Below are 19,052 nucleotides of genomic sequence, written 5' to 3' on the forward strand. Positions count from 1 at the left end.
ACCAACAGCGTGAAAGACGACAAGCACAATGGAAGCTTCTCTGGAGAGTAATACCCAGACTGTTCCCCTGATAATTGCGCTGTGTTTCCGTATGAAATACAGGCAACCGACACTCTGCGCCTCTTTGAGCTGACGATAACCGTGAGGTTGGCGACGCGAATAGACACGAGGCCATCGGTTCACACCCGGAAAGGCATTTCTCTGCCCGCAGCTTAGTCGTCAATGTAAGAATAATGAGTAAGTTACGATGAAAAGAATGTTAATTAACGCAACTCAGCAGGAAGAGTTGCGTGTCGCCCTTGTAGATGGGCAGCGTCTGTACGATCTGGATATCGAAAGTCCTGGACACGAGCAGAAAAAAGCCAACATCTATAAAGGTAAAATTACCCGTATTGAACCGAGTCTGGAAGCTGCTTTTGTTGATTACGGCGCTGAACGTCACGGTTTCCTCCCGTTAAAAGAAATTGCCCGCGAATATTTTCCTGCAAACTACAGTTCCCATGGCCGCCCCAACATTAAAGATGTGTTGCGTGAAGGTCAGGAAGTTATCGTTCAGATAGATAAAGAAGAGCGCGGAAATAAAGGCGCAGCACTGACAACCTTTATCAGTCTGGCAGGCAGCTATCTGGTTTTGATGCCAAACAACCCGCGTGCGGGCGGTATCTCTCGTCGCATTGAAGGCGATGACCGTACCGAGTTAAAAGAAGCGCTGGCAAGCCTCGAATTGCCTGATGGCATGGGGCTTATCGTACGTACCGCGGGTGTCGGTAAATCGGCCGAAGCACTGCAGTGGGACCTGAGCTTCCGTCTGAAACACTGGGAAGCCATTCAAAAAGCGGCTGAAAGCCGTCCTGCCCCGTTCCTGATCCACCAGGAAAGCAACGTTATCGTGCGTGCCTTCCGCGACTATCTGCGCCAGGACATCGGCGAAATCCTCATCGACAACCCAAAAGTCATGGAGATGGCGCGTCAGCACATCGCTGCGCTGGGTCGTCCGGATTTCAGCAGCAAAATCAAACTGTACACCGGTGAAATCCCGCTGTTCAGCCACTACCAGATTGAATCCCAGATTGAATCCGCCTTCCAACGTGAAGTGCGTCTGCCTTCCGGCGGCTCAATCGTTATCGACAGCACTGAAGCGCTGACTGCTATCGATATCAACTCCGCTCGCGCAACCCGCGGCGGCGATATTGAAGAAACGGCGTTTAACACTAACCTTGAAGCTGCTGATGAAATTGCGCGTCAGTTGCGTCTGCGTGACCTTGGTGGCCTGATCGTCATCGATTTTATCGATATGACCCCGGTTCGCCACCAGCGTGCGGTAGAAAACCGTCTGCGTGAAGCGGTTCGCCAGGACAGAGCGCGTATTCAGATCAGCCATATTTCTCGCTTCGGTCTGCTGGAAATGTCCCGCCAGCGTCTGAGCCCGTCGCTGGGTGAATCCAGTCACCACGTCTGCCCGCGTTGCTCCGGCACCGGTACCGTACGTGATAACGAATCACTGTCGCTGTCTATTCTGCGTCTGATCGAAGAAGAGGCGCTGAAAGAGAATACACAGGAAGTTCACGCTATTGTTCCTGTGCCGATCGCATCCTACCTGCTTAACGAAAAACGTACCGCGGTCAATGCCATCGAGACGCGTCAGAACGGCGTGCGCTGTGTGATCGTGCCAAACGATCAGATGGAAACCCCGCACTACTCCGTGCTGCGTGTACGCAAAGGGGAAGAAACGCCTACCCTGAGCTACCTGCTGCCGAAACTGCACGAAGAAGCGATGGCGTTGCCGACGGAAGAAGAATACGTTGAGCGTAAGCAACCTGAACAACCGGCACTCGCCACTTTCGCGATGCCTGATGTTCCGCCTGCCCCTGCACTGCAGGAGCCAGCCGTGAAAGCTGCCGCGCCTAAAGCTGCTGCCGCGACCGCACCTGTCGCTGCGCAGCCGGGTTTGATTAGCCGTTTCTTCGGCGCGCTGAAGTCCATCTTTGGCAGCAGTGAAGAAGTGAAACCGGTTGAACAACCGGCACCGAAAGCTGAAGAGAAAACGGAACGCCAGCAGGATCGTCGCAAACCGCGTCAGAACAATCGTCGTGACCGTAACGAGCGTCGTGATAATCGTGACAACCGTGGTGACCGTGACAACCGTAATGAGCGTTCAGAAAACGGCGAAAACCGCGATGAAAATCGTCGTAATCGTCGTCAGGCGCAGCAGCAGACTGCTGAAACTCGTGACAACCGCCAGCAGTCCAGCGATGTGGCAGACAAAGCGAAATCCGGTGACGAGCAGCAGGCTCCGCGTCGCGAACGCAACCGCCGTCGCAACGATGACAAACGTCAGGCGCAGCAGGAAGTTAAAGAGCTGAACCTGGCTGAACAGCCTGCGCAGGATTCCGAGCAGGAAGAACGCGTGCGTCAGCCGCAGACTCGTCGTAAACAGCGTCAGTTGAATCAGAAAGTTCGATTCGCTGACAGCGCGCCGGTTGAAGCTGAAGTGGCGACCGCAGCCATTGTTGCTGAAACCGCCGTTGCTCAATCTGTTGAACAGTCTGCCCCGGCTCAACGTACCGAACTGGCTAAAGTCGATTTACCCGCAGTCGTTGCATCAGAGCAAGAAGACAACAACGAAGCACGTGATAATAACGGTATGCCTCGTCGCTCACGTCGTTCTCCTCGCCATCTGCGCGTAAGCGGGCAGCGTCGTCGTCGCTATCGTGACGAACGCTATCCGGTTCAGTCGCCGATGCCGTTAACGGTTGCCTGTGCTTCTCCGGAATTAGCGTCCGGCAAAGTCTGGATTAGCTACCCTGTTGCCCGTACTCAGGACATGCAGGTTGAAGAACAGCGCGAACAGAAACTGGAGCTGGAACAAAACGCATCTGTGGCAGTAGAGCCTCAAGCCGCTGCAGCTGTCGTTGAGCACATTGTGGATGTCCCTGCACAGGCAGACGTCGCGCAACCCGATGTTAGCGTAGTGGAAACGCAGACCGTTGTGGCTGAAACGGCACATCCGGAAGTGATTGCTACTCCGGTCGAGCAGCAACCGCAAATTATCGCTGAGTCTGACGCACCGGTTGCCGAGGAGATCGCTGCGAAAGCCGAACCTGTGGCTGAAGTTGTGGCTTCGCCGGTTATCGAAGAACCTGCGGATGTCGTTGTCTCCCAGCCTGAAGCGGTTGAAGAGATTGTCGAGGTTGTGGAAACAGCGCCTGTTGTTGAAGAAGTCGCAGCGCCGCAAGAAGTTGTTGCAGCACCTGTCGTCGAAACCGCAGTCGTTAAGTCTGACGCTGTCGCAACCCGTGTTGACGCAGAACATCTTCACAGCCATGCGACCGCACCGATGACCCGCGCTCCGGCTCCGGAATATGTGCCTGAAGCGCCGCGTCATAGCGAGTGGCAGCGCCCGGCATTCGCCTTTGAAGGCAAAGGTGCTGCAGGCGGACACAGTGCCAGCCATCAGGCAACCGCGCCAGCAACGCGACCGCAGTCTGTTGAGTAAGTCCTAAGCAATGAAAAAGCCGACCTCAGGGTCGGCTTTTTTTATACGTCGTGAACGCCCCTCATCCCTGCTACCTGTGGCATAACATCTTTCATCAACGCCAGAAATTTGCGTAAGCGGGTTGGATAATAACGAGCCCAGGGATAAACCAAATGCACGGGCAATGACGACGCATGCCAGTCAGGTAATAGCGTAATCAATCTTCCGCTGGCGATATCGTCTTCAACCATCCAGCTTGAGACAAGCGTAACCCCCAGCCCCGCAAGTGCAGCATTTCTGGCGACATAAATACTGTCGGTACTTAATCTGGGAGAAATATTTAACGTGATAGCTTCGTTACGCCGGTGGTGAAGTAACGACACGCTGTGCTGATAAAATGTATTTACCGCGATCCAGGGCAGCGCCGATAGCTGTTCAGGGTGAGTCAAAATCCCAAATTGCGCGAGAAGCTCAGGGCTTGCCACCATACTTCGCGGGACTTCAGCCAGTAAAACCGAGACCGTAGCAGGATCAACCTCAGCCCCAACCCGGATAGCGCAGTCGATATTGTCGCTGAGAAAATCAACGGTCTTATCATTCAGCATCCACTCAACAGATAACTGTGGATAGCGGGAAAGGAACTGCAGAAGCGGCTCAAGGAGTTGTTGTTGGCCGAACGCATGTGGCGCCCGAACCCGCAACGTCCCCACCGGTTCATCCTCCGTGATGTTCAGTCCGTCCTCCAGCGCCAGCCAGGCATCAATAATGTGTTTGGCATGCTGATACCCTCGCTCACCATCATCAGTCAGCTTCATTGCATGGGTGGTACGCATAATCAGCTTAACGCCCAACAGCGTCTCAAGGGATTGTAACCGCCGACTGACAGTTGCCTGGGTGGTGCCCATTTGCTTTGCCGCCGCTGAAAGCGAACCGGCCTCGACGATGCGCACAAACGTGCGCATCAATTCCACCCTATCTATACGTTCAGTTTTTATCATTTAGTCGTTATTCATACGCGTAACGTATAACTGTTTTACCACTGCGCTCGCTACCGTGCTACCGGTTGAAGGATAAAAATAGCCGCACATCCCGTGATTGAGGAATCATTTGTGAACACACACACCGCACTTTCCCGTTGGGTTATTTTTGTTCTGGCACTGGGCGCTGGGTTCAGCGTTGCCGCAATCTATTATGCCCAGCCTCTTTTACCTTTAATGGGTCAGGACCTGGCCTTAAGCGTCACCGGCATGGGGCTGGTGCCAACGCTCACCCAGGCAGGATACGCGCTGGGCATTTTGTTTTTGTTGCCGCTGGGCGACCGTTATGACCGCCGGACATTAATCCTGCTAAAAAGCGTCTCTCTTGCCGCGCTGCTGTTGGCCTGCAGCTTTACCGGTCAGTTGCATTCGCTACTGCTGGTTAGCTTACTGATGGGGATGGCAGCGACCATGGCTCAGGATATCGTGCCAGCCGCAGCCATCCTTGCGCCTGAGGGCAAGCAGGGAAAAACAGTAGGTACCGTCATGACCGGTCTTCTGCTGGGGATCCTACTCTCGCGGACCATCAGCGGGCTGGTAGGTGAAGCCTATGGCTGGCGGGAAATGTATCAACTTGCCGCCGTCAGTATTGCCGTGATTGCCGTACTGATGTGGAAAATGCTGCCCCGCTTTACGGTCCATTCCACGCTGAGTTATCCGGCATTAATGTTCTCCATGGCGCAACTGTGGCAGCGTTATCCTGCACTGCGCCGGGCGGCGTTGGCACAGGGCTTCCTGTCTATTGCCTTTAGCGCCTTCTGGTCAACACTGGCGGTTATGCTCTCTGAGCATTACCACATGGGCAGTGCGATGGCGGGAGCATTTGGTATTGCAGGGGCAGCCGGGGCGCTGGCAGCCCCTATGGCGGGTCATCTGGCAGATAAAGTAGGTGCCGGACGGGTAACACAGTTGGGGGCGCTGTTAGTCACGCTTTCATTTGCCCTGATGTTCTTGCTTCCGGCCCTGCCAGTACAGGGGCAGTGGCTGCTGATTGCCCTGTCAGCGATAGGCTTTGATCTCGGACTGCAATCCAGCCTGGTCGCCCACCAGAACCTGGTTTATAGCCTGGAGCCTCAGGCAAGAGGTCGTCTGAATGCGTTGCTATTTACCATGGTGTTTATCGGCATGGCGCTGGGTTCTGTACTCGGAAGTCAGGCCTATGCGCTGGCAAACTGGGAAGGCGTGGTGACACTGGCCACTTTCAGTGGCGTTGTTGCGCTGGTAATTAGACTGACCGGTAAATTACCTGTTAGCCAGACAACTGCAGCCTAAAAAAATGCCCGCTCCGGGGTGTATGTGGAGCGGGCAGACAAACATATCCAGTTTCATGATATGTTTCAAAAAGGATCGTTACCGGTTGAGCTGGAACAGTGACATTCCCTGCATATCGGTAAACGTTTTATACGATGCCTGTAGCGCAGCCTGCTGCATAACATACGAAGAAATCGCCGCATTCCAGTCAACATCAACCAGATTGCTCATCTGCTGCGTTTGACCCAACGCGCGATCGGCCCCCAGCGAGTCCAGAGCGCTAAGTTCACTGAGTTGCGTACCGAGTTCAGCACGAACAGACAGCACGTTATTCAGTGAGTTCTTCAGACCACGGTTGGATTTATCGATGGCTGCTTTGGCTGCATCTCTTGCCGCATCATCGCCTTCAATCGGCGTATTCAGGGCCGCAATAGCGGAATCCAGCATGGCGAATAAGTTCGTTTCTGACTTGCTTCCATCTGGCTCCGGAACCGCGTTGCTGGTCACCGAGTCAAAAATCTTATCCCCGGTATGACCAATCACCATTGACCGAGCGGCATCGACCTGTTGGGTAATATTTTGCGTTCCACCACTATAGGCACCATCAGTCTGGGCAAATGGTGGGGCTTCCGTTTTGTATCCGCCAAAGATATAACGACCATTACCGTCGGTACTGTTCGCCAGATTCATTAACTGATCGCGGATCCCTTGCAAATCAGTTGCCAACGATGCCCGGTTATCATCACTCAATGTCCCATTGCCAGCATTGACAATTTTTTCCTGTGCCGCGGTAATAGCGGTCGTCGCCCGGCTTAACACGTTCTCTTCCAGTGACACTTTTTGCGTCGCGAAAGTACGCGCCAGCGTATATTGGCTGTTCTGTGCCTGAGCCTGTGAAAGCACCACGGCCTGTGATGCGGCAATCGGATCGTCAGACGGGTTGTTCACGCGTTTCCCCGTTGACATCTGCTCGCCAAATTTCAACCATTCAGCCTGAGAGTTGGTGATGCCGCGCATATTCTGCTGGTACATCATCTGAGTACTGATACGCATTGAGTTCCTCTCCCTTAGCGAATATTCAGCAGTGCATCAAAGAGCGAATTCGCCGTTTGCAGTACCTGAGCGTTGGCCAGGTAATACTGCTGATAACGCTGCAAATTCCCGTACTCTTCGTCGAGGTTAACCCCGGAAATAGACTGTTGCTGATTTGAAAGCTGCGTGACCACGTTGTTTTGCGTGGTGCTGCTGGTTTTTAAGGTCGCCGTTTTGTTCCCGACATCGCTCACCAGCGTAGCGTAAGCATCGTTAAAGGTTTTATTTCCGATGGTTGCCTTGGTTTGCAGATCCAGCAGTTTCTGGCCGTTACGGTTATCGCTTTTACCTTTATCAACATTGGGATCAGTGTCATTTTTGGACACTTCAGCCATGGCGATTTTCGACTCATCGGTCACCGCCACTTTCATATTAATAATGGCGTCACCCACGGGTTTCACCGTAAAGCTGTCATTTGCCAGCGCACCATTTTTGACGGTGATTTCCAGCCCATCAAAGGACATTTTTCCGCCAGTAACCGTCGGCTTAAAGCTGGTATTGTCAGCCAGACGGGTTACCTGCCAGTCAGTACCATCAAACGTAATTTTATAGTCGGTTGCCTGCACCGACGAGCTATCCGTCATTTTAACATCAAGCGCACCGGTCCCTTTATTCTTCGTATTGCTAAGGACTGCCGGGCCACCAATATCGAAAAAGTTTTTGCCCGGGTCGCCGTTGGCATCAAAACCTTCTTTGTGCTGCGTGTTAAACGCATCAGCAAAGGCGAGGGCCAACTGACCAAGGGTATTACGCGTCTGGTCGAGTTCCTGCGAACGGAACGTCAACAGCCCGCCCAGCGAACCGGTCGTGATCAGTTTTTCCGGGATGGCAACTTCTCCGGCCACGCCGTCAACATAAGCGACGGTCGTGCGAGAGGGATCATCGCTGGAAGGTACAGCAGCCAGTTGGCGAGCATTGCTGCCTTGCACCAGCGAATAGCCATTCGCCATGGTCACGTTGTAGGTGCCGCCGTCCTGAATGCTGACTTCCACACCGACAATCTTGTTCAGATCACTCACCAGTTGATCGCGCTGATCGAGCAGATCGTTAGGTGATGCACCCGCACCAACGCCGGTCAAACGGGAGATTTGGTCGTTAAGGCTGGCAATTTGCTTCGAATAGTTGTTGATTTGATCGACGCTGGCCTTAATCGCAATATTGACCTGCTTATCCTGATCGCGCAGATATTGGTCCGTCGTTCTGAACTGATTGACTAAGCCATCAGCTTTACCGATAAGTGCCTGACGCGCCGCCGGATCTTCTGCGTTACTCACCAACGTCTGCAGGCTGGTAAAAAAGCCCTGCATCGACGTTGAGATCGAACTGGTTTTGCTGGCGAGCAGGTTGTCGATTTTTGACATTTGCTCGTAACGTGTCGTCAGACCGCTGCTCTGGTTCTGCGCCGCACGTAACTGATTAGTGATAAATGAGTCATACTCACGCTGTACGCCAGAAACATAGACACCATTGCCGACCCAGCCCCCCGCACCCAGCGTGCTGTTCGCTTGCGCCATAATTGTCGTTTGTCGGGTATAGCCGGCAACGTTATAGCTGGAGATGTTATTACTGGCAGTGTTCAACGCGGCCTGCGCTGCGCTGAGTCCACTCATCGCGTTATTAATCAAGCTGGACATGGAGGTTCCTTGTAATCCTTCAATACTCGGTATTATCGGCAGCAGGTCAGCAGACTTGAGCTATTTAAAAGAGATTATCGAGATTCGTGCTGTAGGTTTTACTCACCTTTTCGCTCATCGATTTTAGCTGCTGGATCATGCTGGTTAATTTGCGCGCATAGTTAGGGTCAGTGGCGTAACCCGCATTCTGCAATGCCTGGGCACCCTGCTCTGCGGTCGCGGCACCGGTCACCGCTGCGTAACGCGGATTGCGGGATATCAGACCGACATAATCCGACAGTGCTTCAAGATAGGAGCTATAAACACGGAATTTCGCTTTCACTTTTTTCGCCTCACCGTTTTCGTATTCGGTGGTGGTGATTTCAGTGGTCGGCCCTTTCCAGCTTCCCGAGGCTTTCACACCAAAAATGTTAAAGCTCGGCTCGCCGTTCTCCCGTCGAATTTGTCGTTGCCCCCACCCGGACTCCAGCGCCGCCTGCGCCAGAATCAGATGATGAGGAACCCCACTCTGCTGACTGGCCAGTTTTGCCGGCAGCGAAAGTTGAGCCAGAAAGTCTTTACTGTCACCCGACAGCGGCTCATCATTGCTTTCCGTCGCCCGGGGAATGGCTTTACGCACCAGTTGCGTCAGCGCCTGATTTTGATAGCTGGTCACCGTTTCCAGCGAGAACTTCATCGGCACCTGCGGCGCATCATCCGCAGGTTGCGCCTGCCCTTCGGTCATCTGCTTGACCATCATTTCAGCCAGCCCCAGACCTTTTCCTGCCGTCATCTGCTGGGCGATCTGTTGGTCATACATGCTGGTGTATAAACGCGTGGAGTCGCTGCTAAACACACCGTCTTTTGGCAACGCCTCGCGCATACTTTTCAGCATCATTTGCACGAACATCCCTTCAACCTGGCGGGCGACCGGGCGGATATTTGCCGCCGGGTCCTGACCCGCTTTCGCTTTCAGTTCGTTCAGTGATTGTGCATCCCAGGCGGCGCTGGTCAGCAGTTTGCTATCACCAATCATCAGATGATTTCCAGTTTGGCGCGCAGACAACCCGCACTTTGCATGGATTGCAGGATAGACATCAGGTCCATCGGTGTTGCTCCCAGCGCATTCAATGCACGTACGACGTTGTTCAGGTTGGCGCTGGAACGAACGCTCTGCAACGAACCACCGCTCTGGCGCAGATCGATCTGCGTTTGTGGCGTCACCACGGTTTGTCCACCACCAAACGGTGTATCCGGTTGGCTGACATTCGCCTGGCGGTTAACCGTAATCGACAGATTGCCTTGTGCAACAGCGCAACTATCCAGCGTCACCTCGCGGTTCATGACCACCGATCCCGTACGGGAGTTAATAATCACCTTCGCGTCCTGCGGCGTGACGTTCACTTCCATATTCTGGATATCCGCGAGGAAACGTACCTGCGAGCTATTGCCATTCGGGACGCGTACCTGGATCGTACGTGCATCCAGCGCTGTTGCGCTGCCAAAGCCGCGCGAGCGGTTAATAGTGTCGGTAATTTGCTGCGCCATGGTGAAATCTTCATTATTCAGCTGCAAATTAATGGTGTTACCGCCGCCGAACTGGCTGGGTAATTCGCGTTCGATGGTCGCGCCGTTGGTAATACGTCCGCCATTGAGCTGGTTCACCTGCACGCTGCTACCACCCGCTGCGGCGCCTGCACCACCGACCAGAATATTCCCCTGCGCCAACGCATACACCTGGCTATCGACCCCTTTCAGCGGCGTCATCAGCAGCGTTCCGCCGCGCAGGCTTTTGGCGTTACCCATTGAAGAGACCACTACGTCAATGGTTTGCCCCTGACGACCAAAGGCCGGGAACTGCGCGGTGACCATTACCGCTGCCACGTTTTTCAGCTGCATATTGGTGCCGGTAGGCACGGTGATCCCCAACTGCGACAGCATGTTATTCAGCGTTTGTGTCGTAAACGGTGTCTGGGTGGTCTGGTCACCCGTACCGTCCAGCCCGACCACCAGCCCGTAGCCTATCAGCGAGTTTTCCCGCACGCCCTGCACGCTGGTCAGATCACGAATGCGATCGGCATGCGCAAAGGTGGTAGCCAGTACCAGTACCATTCCAACAAGAGTTTTAAACACTGGATACCTCGCTTACATCGGCGATAAATTAAGGAAGAAACGCTGCAACCAGCCCATATTCTGCGCTTCATTGATATAGCCGTTACCGACATATTCAATACGCGCATCCGCAACCTGCGTTGACGGTACAGAGTTGCTGCCGCTAATGGTGCGCGGGTTAACAACCCCAGAGAAGCGAATGAATTCAGTGCCCTGGTTAATGGCGATCTGTTTTTCACCCACGACATGTAAATTGCCATTCACCAGTACCTGGTCAACCGTCACAGTCAACGTACCACTGAAGGTGTTCCTGGCGTTCGCGCCGCCTTTGCCGTTAAACGAGTTACCGCCAGAAGCCTCTACGTCGGCGCGCTCGTTGCCAAATAATCCCTGCAGGTAACGTGGTACTGTGTCAAACCCAAAGTTAGTTTTGCCATCACGACTGGCATTCGCCGAGGAGCTTTTGCTCGCACTGACGTTTTCCTGCAATACGATAGTCAACGTATCGCCAATATTGCGCGGACGGCGGTCTTCAAATAACGGCTGGTAGCCATAATTAATCGGCTGCGCAGACTGAAATATTGATCCATTCGCCACCGGCGTCGGGCCTGGAACTGGCTGGGCAGTCGTCGCGCCCTGCACGAGCGGAGTGGCCGGGATCCAGGCGCATCCTGTCAGTGAAACCACCAGCAGGGCCAAAATCGGGTATGGGTGAAGCGCGTATTTTCGCATTGCCTTCATCTTCAAAATCAGTGCGCCGGTGAGGCTTTCACCCCACCGGACGTCACTTTAGAGTTGCGTCAGTTTCTGCAGCATCTGATCGGTGGTCGATACCGCTTTACTGTTGATTTCATAAGCACGTTGAACCTGGATCATGTTGACCAGTTCTTCCGCCACGTTGACGTTAGAGGTTTCCACATAACCCTGGTACAACAGGCCCGCACCGTTCAGCCCCGGCGTGCTTTCGTTCGGTGCGCCGGATGATTGCGTTTCGGTGTACAGATTCTCACCAATACTTTCCAGACCGGTATCATTCATGAAGGTCGTCAGGTTGAGCTGTCCCACCTGAACAGGCGCAGCCTGGCCCTGCTGAGTCACACTGACAATACCGTCGCGTCCAATGGTGATGCTCAGCGAGTTAGCCGGAATAGTGATTGCAGGCTGCACCTGAAACCCCCCCGCCGTTACCAACTGACCGTTCTGATCCACCTGGAAAGAGCCATCACGAGTATAAGCTGACGTGCCATCTGGTAGCATGACCTGGAAAAACCCCTGGCCTTTAATCGCCACATCTTTACTGTTGTTGGTCTGCGACAGGTTGCCCTGACTGTGTAAACGTTCAGTCGCAACCGGACGCACACCGGTACCAATCTGCAAACCAGACGGCAGCGTTGTCTGTTCAGAAGACTGAGCGCCAGGCTGGCGAATCGTCTGGTACAGCAGATCTTCAAACACCGCACGCTGGCGTTTAAAACCATTAGTACTGACGTTTGCCAGGTTGTTGGCAATCACATCCATGTTGGTTTGCTGCGCGTCCAGGCCGGTTTTGGCGATCCATAATGAATTGATCATAAAATGTCCTGTATTAACTCATCGACAGCAGTTGGTTGGCACGGCCTGCGTTATCATCCACGCTACTGATAATCTTCATCTGCATTTCGAAGCGGCGAGCGCTGGCGATCATATCGCTCATCGCGGCAACCGGTTTGACGTTACTGCCTTCCAGTACGCCCGACATCACGCGGATGCTGGGGTCGGCTTGCAGTGTCGGTCCCCGGGTAGCCTGCGCTGCCGCACTCAGACGGAACATACCGTCATCACCACGTTGCACTTCACTTCCCGTCGCTTTAACCAGCTTCAGACGTCCTACTGGCGCCACCGTATTCGCAGGATCGCCGGGGTTGAGCGCCGAAATCGTTCCGTCAGCGGCGATAGTCACTTCCGACCCTTCCGGTACCGCTATAGGCCCAGCTTCGCCGATCACCGGATGTCCCTGAATGGTCAGTTCACCGGTTGGACTCACCTGAATTGCGCCATTGCGGGTGTATCCTTCGCTACCATCGGCGGTCTGCACAGCCAACCAGCCATCCTGCTGCAAAGCCACATCCAGCGGACGGGAGGTATAATCCATCTGGCCTGGCGTCATATCGGCCCCAGGCGTGGAGGCGACCACCAGCGTACGCGTTGGCAGCGAAAGCCCTTCTACGGGAACCGCACGCAGCGCGTTGAGCTGAGCACGAAAACCCGGTGTGGAGGCATTTGCCAGGTTGCTGGCCGTCACCGCCTGTTGATTCAGCGTCTGACTGGCCGCGCCCATGGCGGTATATATTGCGTGATCCATTAAGCCATCCCGTCAGGCGCTTAGCGCAGGTTGACCAGCGTGTTAAGGATCTGATCCTGGGTTTTGATGGTCTGCGCATTCGACTGATAGTTACGCTGAGCGACGATCATATTCACCAGTTCTTTACTCAAATCCACGTTAGAAGCTTCCAACGCACCGTTGGTCAGCTTGCCGAAGTTACCCGTACCCGCGGTACCCAGCAGCGCCACACCGGAAGCCTGAGTTGCTGCCCAGACGTTATCGCCCTGAGACGCCAGACCTTCGTTGTTGGCAAAGTTTGCCAGCACGATCTGTCCCAGAACCTGTTTCTGTTCGTTGGAGTAGTTACCGACTACGGTACCGTCATTGTTAATCTGGTAGCTCACCAGATCGCCTGGTTTGTAGCCGTCCTGGTTAGTGGCAACAATGTTGTTTGCACCGGTGTTCTGCTGCATGGAGTTCTGGAAACTCATTGCGAAGGTGACGGCCGGTGCGCCATTGAGCGCAGCTGTGGTGATATTGAATGTACCGCCGCCGATTAGCGCCCCATTGGTATCAAATTCCAGCGTGGACGTCGGTGCGGTTGGTACAGCAGCCTTAGGATCGCTGCTATCAATGGTATAGACAGCCCATTTGTTATCAGGCTGTTTTACAAAATAGGCGTTAACTTCGTGGGCATTGCCCAGGCTGTCATAAACGGTGACAGGGCCTTTTTTGTTATAGCTGTCAGCATCTTTCGGATCGAACTTTGTCGTTGTCGGGATTTTATCCGACGAGTTCAGGTTGATCTGCATTGAGGCCTTGCTGGTTGCCTGTGCCGCCATCAATGTATTGGGGATCGTGATCGGCCCCGGGTTCGCACCCTGCTGAACTGTCGGCGGCGTACCGGTCGCCGGATAGCCTGTCAGTTTCAGTCCCTGCATGTTAACGATATTACGGTTTTCATCGAGCTTGAACTGACCGTTACGGCTGAAGAAAACAGAACCATTGCTGTCAACCATACGGAAAAAACCGTTCTGGCTGATAGCCACATCCAGCCCACGTCCAGTGTTGGTGGTGGTACCATCGGTAAAGTCCTGGGTAATACCCGCAACTTTAACGCCCAGACCCACTTTAGAACCGGCGAACATATCGGCAAAGGATGCCGTACCGGATTTAAAACCGTAAGTGGCGGAGTTGGCGATGTTGTTACCAATGACATCGAGGTTGGTCGCTGCAGCGTTCAGACCGCTGACCGCTTGTGAAAAGGCCATGACTTACTCCTGATAAGTGTGAAGGCTTAAATTATCTGCCGTACTTCGTCGAGGGTGGTGGTTCCATAGGTGCCCAGGTCCAGCGTATTACCGCCGTTACTGCGGATAACACCCTGCACCAGCGCAAACTGTAGAGGCTGCGCCACAAGTTGCGTTCCGGCGTTGCTGGCCGCAATCGAAACGTTATACGAACCGCTCGGCGCATCCGTGCCGTCCGTCATGGTGCCATCCCAGGTAAAGGTGTGAACGCCCGCTTTCAACCCGCCAATATCAATGGTGCGTACCACCTTGCCGTCTTTATCGGTAATGGTTGCGGTAACCTTATCTGCCGGTTGCTGCAGCTCAACGCCAAACGGTGTCGTGGTCGTCGTTGCCCCTTCTTCCGCACCTTTACCGGTCAGAATGGTGGTCCCCGGGATCATGACGCCATGACCAATCAGCGTACTGGCCTGTAACGACTGGCTGCTATCGATCTGTCCGGAGATCGATCCCAGCGTGGTATTCAATTTTTCAATGCCGCTTACGGTACTAATTTGCGCTAACTGGGTAGTCAACTCATTGTTTTGCAGCGGGTTGGTCGGGTCCTGGTTTTTTAACTGCGCGACCAGAAGCGTCAGAAAGCTGCTTTGCAGATCAGCCGCGTTGCTCCCTGTCAGCGAACTTTTGCCAGTGGCAGCATTAACACCCGACGTACTCGGGTCATTCATTTTTACAGCAACGGACATGTGCGCCTCCTTTACTGGCCCAGCGTCAGCGTTTTAAGCATCAAGCTTTTTACGGTATTGAGCACTTCAACGTTTGCCTGATAGCTGCGTGAAGCAGACATGGTGTTAACCATCTCGCCGACCACGTCGACATTCGGCATTTTTACGTAGCCATTCGCATCCGCCAGCGGATTGCCCGGCTCATAAACCAGCTTGTCCGGCGCCTGACTTTCAATGACGTCAGCGACTTTTACGCCACCGGTTGCTGCGCCTGGCGCTGCATCGACCTGAAAAACAACCTGTTTTGCGCGATACGGCTGACCATCAGGTCCGGTCACGCTATCGGCGTTCGCCATGTTGCTGGCAGCCACGTTCAGACGCTGAGACTGAGCCGTCAGCGCAGAACCTGCGATATCAAAAATATTGAGCAACGCCACGGGTTAGTTCCCTCCTTGCAGCACGTTCATCATGCCCTTGATTTGCCCACCTAACGCGGTAAGCCCCATCTGGTACTTCAGGCTGTTATCCGCAAACTGCGTACGCTCCCGGTCCATATCCACCGTGTTGCCATCCAGAGACGGCTGGTCAGGAATGCGATAGAGCAACTCCGTAGATGGCGCCGAGACAGTCTGGGCAGGAATGTGTTGTGCAGAGGTCAGCGTCAACGAAACACCGCCGGTTTCTTCCCGCCCGCGCACCATGACTTTTTTTAATTCACTGGCGAAATCCAGGTCGCGCGCCTGATACCCTGGCGTGTCGGCATTGGCAATGTTGGCCGCTAATATTTCCTGGCGTTGGGCGCGCAAATTCAGCGCTTCCTGTTGAAAACGTAAGGCGGCGTCGAGCTTATCGAGCATATCTCCTCCGCAAATGACAAGATTCAGCCGACAGCTTAAATCCCATCACGCGCGCGTTATCGCCGGAATAAACGCAAAATGCGTCGCTATTTGTTGCGTTGATGACTGCGTCACACAGGTAGAATCCTGCCACTACCTGAAAAAGCGCGAGGTTTTGATGCAAACGTTTAAACGTGGAATAGTTGTGGCAGCACTGCTGTTCAGCCCTATGACGCTGGCACAAGACCTGAATTCGCAGTTAACCGCGTGGTTTTCCCAGCGCCTGGCCGGGTTTAGCGATGAGGTGGTCGTCACTGTCCGTACGCCGCCAAACTTGCAGCCCAGCTGTGACCAGCCTGCGCTGAGCGTGTCCGGCAGTGCAAAACTGTGGGGTAACGTGAACGTACTGGCCCGCTGCGCCAATGAAAAACGCTATCTGCAGGTCACTGTGCAAGCCACCGGCAACTATGTTGTCGCAGCGGCCCCTGTTGCCCGAGGAAGCGCCCTGAACGCGGCCAGCGTAACGCTAAAACGAGGTCGTCTGGATCAACTGCCGCCACGCGCCGTACTGGACATTAATCAGGTTCAGGATGCCGTGAGCCTGCGCGACCTGGTTCCGGGTCAGCCAATCCAGCTCACAATGTTGCGCCAGGCATGGCGGATAAAAGCGGGTCAGCGCGTGATGGTTATCGCCAACGGAGACGGCTTTCGGGTCAATGCCGAAGGTAAAGCGCTCAACAATGCAGCCGTCGCGCAAAACGCACGAGTGCGGATGATTTCGGGTCAGGTGGTGAGTGGAATCGTCGATTCTGATGGGAATATTCTTATTAACCTATAATAGGTTAAAGATTTTTTAGCGAGTGCCGATAGATAATCAACCAATGATTAAAGCGGGTCGCTATAGCGTAACCCCTCGATGAGGATAGAAAAAATGAGTATTGATCGTACCTCACCATTGAAGCCAGTAAGCACTGTCCAGCCACGCGAAACCAGCGACTCGCCGGTACAAAAAGCGCGGAAGGAAAAAACAGCGACGACAAACAGCACCAGCGTAATGCTGAGTGACGCTCAGGCCAAACTGATGCAGCCCGGCACCAATGACATCAACATGGAACGTGTCGAAGCGCTGAAAACCGCGATCCGTAACGGCGAGCTGAAAATGGATACCGGAAAAATTGCCGACTCGCTGATCCGCGAGGCACAGAGCTACCTACAGAGTAAATAAAGTATGACTCGTTTGTCAGAAATACTTGATCAGATGACGACCGTCCTCAATGACCTGAAAACGGTGATGGATGCTGAGCAGCATCAGCTTTCTGCAGGGCAGATCAACGGTAGCCAGCTACAGCGAATTACAGAAGAAAAAAGTTCTTTGCTGGCCACCCTCGATTATCTGGAACAGCAGCGCCGCCTGGAAAATGATGCCACGCGCAGCGCCAATGATGAGATTGCCGAGCGCTGGCAGACTATCACCAGGAAGACACAGCATTTGCGCGATCTCAACCAGCACAATGGTTGGCTGCTCGAAGGGCAAATCGAACGCAATCAACAGGCAATTCAAGTGCTGAAACCGCACCAGGAGCCGACGCTGTATGGCGCGAACGGCCAGACCTCTGCGGCACATCGCGGCGGGAAGAAATTCTCTATTTGATGATTGCCTGATGGCCTTGTGCTTATCAGGCAACGCTATTCTGTTGGCCGGATGCGGCGTTGCGCCGCCATCCGGCATCGGATGTTCATTACGCCGTCCGGCGTACAAACTCTTTCACTTTAAAGCCCAGCACGGCGAGCGCAGCAAAGTAAGCGGCAATACCTGCCACCACGACGGCCATCAGACGCAACAAACGCCATAACATCGTACCTTGAGACCAGTCCGGCATCATGTAAAGCATCCCTACCAGCGCGGCCGACATCACCAGCACAGAAATCACCAGTCGCATCAGGAACCAGGCCCAACCCGGTTGGGGAGTAAAGATTTTCTGCTTACGCAACTGCCAGTACAGCAATGACGCGTTCAGACACGCTGCCAGACCAATCGACAGCGACAGCCCGGCATGCTTCAGCGGCCCGATAAACGCCAGGTTCATTACCTGGGTCATAATCAGCGTTACAATGGCAATCTTTACCGGCGTTTTAATATCCTGGCGCGAATAGAAACCTGGAGCCAACACTTTCACTACGATCAAGCCAATCAAACCAACCGAGTACGCCACCAGCGCACGCTGGGTCATGGCAGCATCAAAGGCGGTAAATTTACCGTACTGGAACAGAGAAACCGTCAGCGGTTTAGCCAGAATACCCAACGCTACGGCGCTCGGTAATGCCAGCAGAAAACACAAACGCAGGCCCCAGTCCATCAAACGGCAATACTCGTCATGATTACCGCTGGAAAAGCTTTTGGACAGTGATGGCAGCAGGATAGTCCCCAATGCTACGCCGAGTACGCCAGACGGAAACTCCATCAGGCGGTCGGCATAGTACATCCATGAAACCGAGCCGGAAGCCAGAAACGAGGCGAAAATCGTATTGATGATGAGAGAAATCTGGCTGACAGAGACCCCAAGGATCGCCGGGCCCATTTGCTTCACGACGCGCATCGCCCCGGCATCGTGGAAGTTCACGCGCGGCAGCACCAGCATGCCAATTTTCTTCAAATGTGGAAGCTGATAAACCAATTGCAGCACACCGCCCACGGTGACAGCCCACGCCAGCGCCAGCACCGGCGGATGGAAATAAGGCGCGGCAAACAGCGCGAAGCCGATCATACTGATATTCAGAAACGTGGGCGCAAACGCCGGAATGGAAAAGCGGTTCCAGGTGTTCAGGATTGCCCCCACCAGCGAAGCCAATGAGATCAGCAGAATATAAGGAAAGGTAATTCGCAGCAGTTGGGTGGTCAGTGTGAACTTATCTGCAGTATCGGCAAACCCTGGCGCGGTGACCATTATCACCCACGGCGCAGCAAGCATCCCGGCCACCGTGACGACGGCCAGCGCCAGCGTCAACAGCCCGGAAACGTAAGCGACAAACACGCGGGTGGCGTCTTCGCCCTGCTTACTTTTGTATTCGGCAAGAATCGGTACAAACGCCTGAGAGAACGCTCCCTCAGCAAAAATGCGGCGCAGCAGGTTAGGAAGTTTGAATGCCACAAAAAAGGCATCTGTCGCCATCCCTGCGCCAAAGATTCTGGCGACAATCGCATCACGCGCAAAACCCAGCACACGTGAGAACATCGTCATCGAGCTGACGGCTGCCAGCGATTTTAATAAATTCATCTATGTTGTATTCCAGACTCTGAGGCAGAACCCCGCATAATCAGCCCATTTACCGGATAAGACATAAGCGCCGGTATCCGATAA

The 19,052-nt window shown here is 54.0% G+C and carries 18 protein-coding genes; 5 read left to right on the forward strand and 13 right to left on the reverse strand.

What is annotated here, in order from left to right:
- The first annotated feature begins 247 nt into the window (after window positions 1-247).
- Window positions 248-3,496, forward strand: a complete 3,249-nt coding sequence (rne, locus tag AL515_RS15450; RefSeq protein WP_061068123.1) for a ribonuclease E — start codon at window positions 248-250, stop codon at window positions 3,494-3,496.
- Window positions 3,497-3,537: 41 nt separating this feature from the next.
- On the opposite strand, the gene AL515_RS15455 is transcribed toward rne, so the two are convergent.
- On the reverse strand, window positions 3,538-4,473 hold the full coding sequence (locus AL515_RS15455) for a LysR family transcriptional regulator (RefSeq protein ID WP_048211232.1): 936 nt from the start codon (window positions 4,471-4,473) through the stop codon (window positions 3,538-3,540).
- Window positions 4,474-4,584: 111 nt separating this feature from the next.
- On the opposite strand from AL515_RS15455, the gene AL515_RS15460 reads away from it, so the two are divergent.
- On the forward strand, window positions 4,585-5,784 hold the full coding sequence (locus AL515_RS15460; RefSeq protein ID WP_048212563.1) for an MFS transporter: 1,200 nt from the start codon (window positions 4,585-4,587) through the stop codon (window positions 5,782-5,784).
- Between the two features lie 78 nt (window positions 5,785-5,862).
- Here the strand turns inward: AL515_RS15460 and flgL are convergent, their stop codons facing one another.
- The 11 genes from flgL to flgB all read right to left on the reverse strand — a co-directional run bounded on the left by flgL (window position 5,863) and on the right by flgB (window position 15,714).
- Entirely contained in the window at window positions 5,863-6,816 is a 954-nt protein-coding gene (gene flgL, locus AL515_RS15465) for a flagellar hook-associated protein FlgL (protein WP_048211231.1), read from the reverse strand.
- 14 nt (window positions 6,817-6,830) lie between these two features.
- Window positions 6,831-8,489, reverse strand: coding sequence for a flagellar hook-associated protein FlgK (gene flgK / locus AL515_RS15470; RefSeq protein ID WP_048211230.1), 1,659 nt, complete (start codon window positions 8,487-8,489; stop codon window positions 6,831-6,833).
- Window positions 8,490-8,553: 64 nt separating this feature from the next.
- On the reverse strand, window positions 8,554-9,504 hold the full coding sequence (flgJ, locus tag AL515_RS15475; protein WP_061068124.1) for a flagellar assembly peptidoglycan hydrolase FlgJ: 951 nt from the start codon (window positions 9,502-9,504) through the stop codon (window positions 8,554-8,556).
- The gene (locus tag AL515_RS15480; RefSeq protein WP_086523801.1) at window positions 9,504-10,580 is read right to left on the reverse strand and encodes a flagellar basal body P-ring protein FlgI; all 1,077 of its coding nucleotides are present in this window, start codon (window positions 10,578-10,580) and stop codon (window positions 9,504-9,506) included. Before AL515_RS15480 ends, flgJ begins: the two co-directional genes overlap by 1 nt.
- A gap of 33 nt (window positions 10,581-10,613) precedes the next feature.
- Complete coding sequence (gene flgH, locus AL515_RS15485; RefSeq protein WP_003836756.1) at window positions 10,614-11,312, reverse strand: flagellar basal body L-ring protein FlgH; 699 nt, start codon at window positions 11,310-11,312, stop codon at window positions 10,614-10,616.
- 57 nt (window positions 11,313-11,369) lie between these two features.
- A complete protein-coding gene (gene flgG, locus AL515_RS15490) occupies window positions 11,370-12,152 on the reverse strand; it encodes a flagellar basal-body rod protein FlgG (protein WP_005129045.1) in 783 nt (260 codons plus the stop codon).
- A gap of 13 nt (window positions 12,153-12,165) precedes the next feature.
- The gene (locus AL515_RS15495; protein ID WP_048211227.1) at window positions 12,166-12,921 is read right to left on the reverse strand and encodes a flagellar basal body rod protein FlgF; all 756 of its coding nucleotides are present in this window, start codon (window positions 12,919-12,921) and stop codon (window positions 12,166-12,168) included.
- Between the two features lie 20 nt (window positions 12,922-12,941).
- Window positions 12,942-14,153, reverse strand: a complete 1,212-nt coding sequence (gene flgE / locus AL515_RS15500) for a flagellar hook protein FlgE (RefSeq protein ID WP_048211226.1) — start codon at window positions 14,151-14,153, stop codon at window positions 12,942-12,944.
- 26 nt (window positions 14,154-14,179) lie between these two features.
- Entirely contained in the window at window positions 14,180-14,878 is a 699-nt protein-coding gene (gene flgD / locus AL515_RS15505) for a flagellar hook assembly protein FlgD (RefSeq protein WP_040230672.1), read from the reverse strand.
- A gap of 11 nt (window positions 14,879-14,889) precedes the next feature.
- A complete protein-coding gene (gene flgC / locus AL515_RS15510) occupies window positions 14,890-15,294 on the reverse strand; it encodes a flagellar basal body rod protein FlgC (RefSeq protein WP_045441655.1) in 405 nt (134 codons plus the stop codon).
- Window positions 15,295-15,297: 3 nt separating this feature from the next.
- Window positions 15,298-15,714, reverse strand: coding sequence for a flagellar basal body rod protein FlgB (gene flgB, locus AL515_RS15515; RefSeq protein ID WP_003036189.1), 417 nt, complete (start codon window positions 15,712-15,714; stop codon window positions 15,298-15,300).
- Window positions 15,715-15,871: 157 nt separating this feature from the next.
- Here flgB and flgA point away from each other — a divergent pair, with 157 nt between their 5' ends.
- The 3 genes from flgA to flgN all read left to right on the forward strand — a co-directional run bounded on the left by flgA (window position 15,872) and on the right by flgN (window position 17,344).
- A complete protein-coding gene (gene flgA, locus AL515_RS15520; RefSeq protein WP_061068834.1) occupies window positions 15,872-16,531 on the forward strand; it encodes a flagellar basal body P-ring formation chaperone FlgA in 660 nt (219 codons plus the stop codon).
- A 93-nt stretch (window positions 16,532-16,624) separates the two neighbouring features.
- Complete coding sequence (flgM, locus tag AL515_RS15525) at window positions 16,625-16,918, forward strand: flagellar biosynthesis anti-sigma factor FlgM (protein ID WP_005129057.1); 294 nt, start codon at window positions 16,625-16,627, stop codon at window positions 16,916-16,918.
- A 3-nt stretch (window positions 16,919-16,921) separates the two neighbouring features.
- Window positions 16,922-17,344: a flagella biosynthesis chaperone FlgN gene (gene flgN, locus AL515_RS15530; RefSeq protein WP_048211225.1), complete on the forward strand. Its 423-nt coding sequence runs from the start codon at window positions 16,922-16,924 to the stop codon at window positions 17,342-17,344.
- Between the two features lie 88 nt (window positions 17,345-17,432).
- Here the strand turns inward: flgN and murJ are convergent, their stop codons facing one another.
- Window positions 17,433-18,968 (reverse strand): murein biosynthesis integral membrane protein MurJ, encoded by a 1,536-nt coding sequence (murJ, locus tag AL515_RS15535; protein ID WP_048211224.1) that lies wholly within the window; start codon window positions 18,966-18,968, stop codon window positions 17,433-17,435.
- Window positions 18,969-19,052: the final 84 nt, after the last annotated feature.

The organism is Citrobacter sp. FDAARGOS_156 (genome assembly GCF_001559235.2).
Lineage (GTDB): Bacteria > Pseudomonadota > Gammaproteobacteria > Enterobacterales > Enterobacteriaceae > Citrobacter > Citrobacter youngae.

Bases quoted from the DNA above. Each gene is read 5' to 3' on its own strand.
- flgH (WP_003836756.1), bottom strand. From the start codon at position 11,312: ATGCGAAAATACGCGCTTCACCCATACCCGATTTTGGCCCTGCTGGTG.
- AL515_RS15495 (WP_048211227.1), bottom strand. From the start codon at position 12,921: ATGGATCACGCAATATATACCGCCATGGGCGCGGCCAGTCAGACGCTG.
- murJ (WP_048211224.1), bottom strand. From the start codon at position 18,968: ATGAATTTATTAAAATCGCTGGCAGCCGTCAGCTCGATGACGATGTTC.
- flgK (WP_048211230.1), bottom strand. From the start codon at position 8,489: ATGTCCAGCTTGATTAATAACGCGATGAGTGGACTCAGCGCAGCGCAG.
- flgD (WP_040230672.1), bottom strand. From the start codon at position 14,878: ATGTCCGTTGCTGTAAAAATGAATGACCCGAGTACGTCGGGTGTTAAT.
- AL515_RS15480 (WP_086523801.1), bottom strand. From the start codon at position 10,580: ATGGTACTGGTACTGGCTACCACCTTTGCGCATGCCGATCGCATTCGT.
- rne (WP_061068123.1), top strand. From the start codon at position 248: ATGAAAAGAATGTTAATTAACGCAACTCAGCAGGAAGAGTTGCGTGTC.
- flgE (WP_048211226.1), bottom strand. From the start codon at position 14,153: ATGGCCTTTTCACAAGCGGTCAGCGGTCTGAACGCTGCAGCGACCAAC.
- flgN (WP_048211225.1), top strand. From the start codon at position 16,922: ATGACTCGTTTGTCAGAAATACTTGATCAGATGACGACCGTCCTCAAT.
- flgG (WP_005129045.1), bottom strand. From the start codon at position 12,152: ATGATCAATTCATTATGGATCGCCAAAACCGGCCTGGACGCGCAGCAA.
- flgB (WP_003036189.1), bottom strand. From the start codon at position 15,714: ATGCTCGATAAGCTCGACGCCGCCTTACGTTTTCAACAGGAAGCGCTG.
- AL515_RS15455 (WP_048211232.1), bottom strand. From the start codon at position 4,473: ATGATAAAAACTGAACGTATAGATAGGGTGGAATTGATGCGCACGTTT.
- flgM (WP_005129057.1), top strand. From the start codon at position 16,625: ATGAGTATTGATCGTACCTCACCATTGAAGCCAGTAAGCACTGTCCAG.
- flgJ (WP_061068124.1), bottom strand. From the start codon at position 9,504: ATGATTGGTGATAGCAAACTGCTGACCAGCGCCGCCTGGGATGCACAA.
- flgA (WP_061068834.1), top strand. From the start codon at position 15,872: ATGCAAACGTTTAAACGTGGAATAGTTGTGGCAGCACTGCTGTTCAGC.
- flgL (WP_048211231.1), bottom strand. From the start codon at position 6,816: ATGCGTATCAGTACTCAGATGATGTACCAGCAGAATATGCGCGGCATC.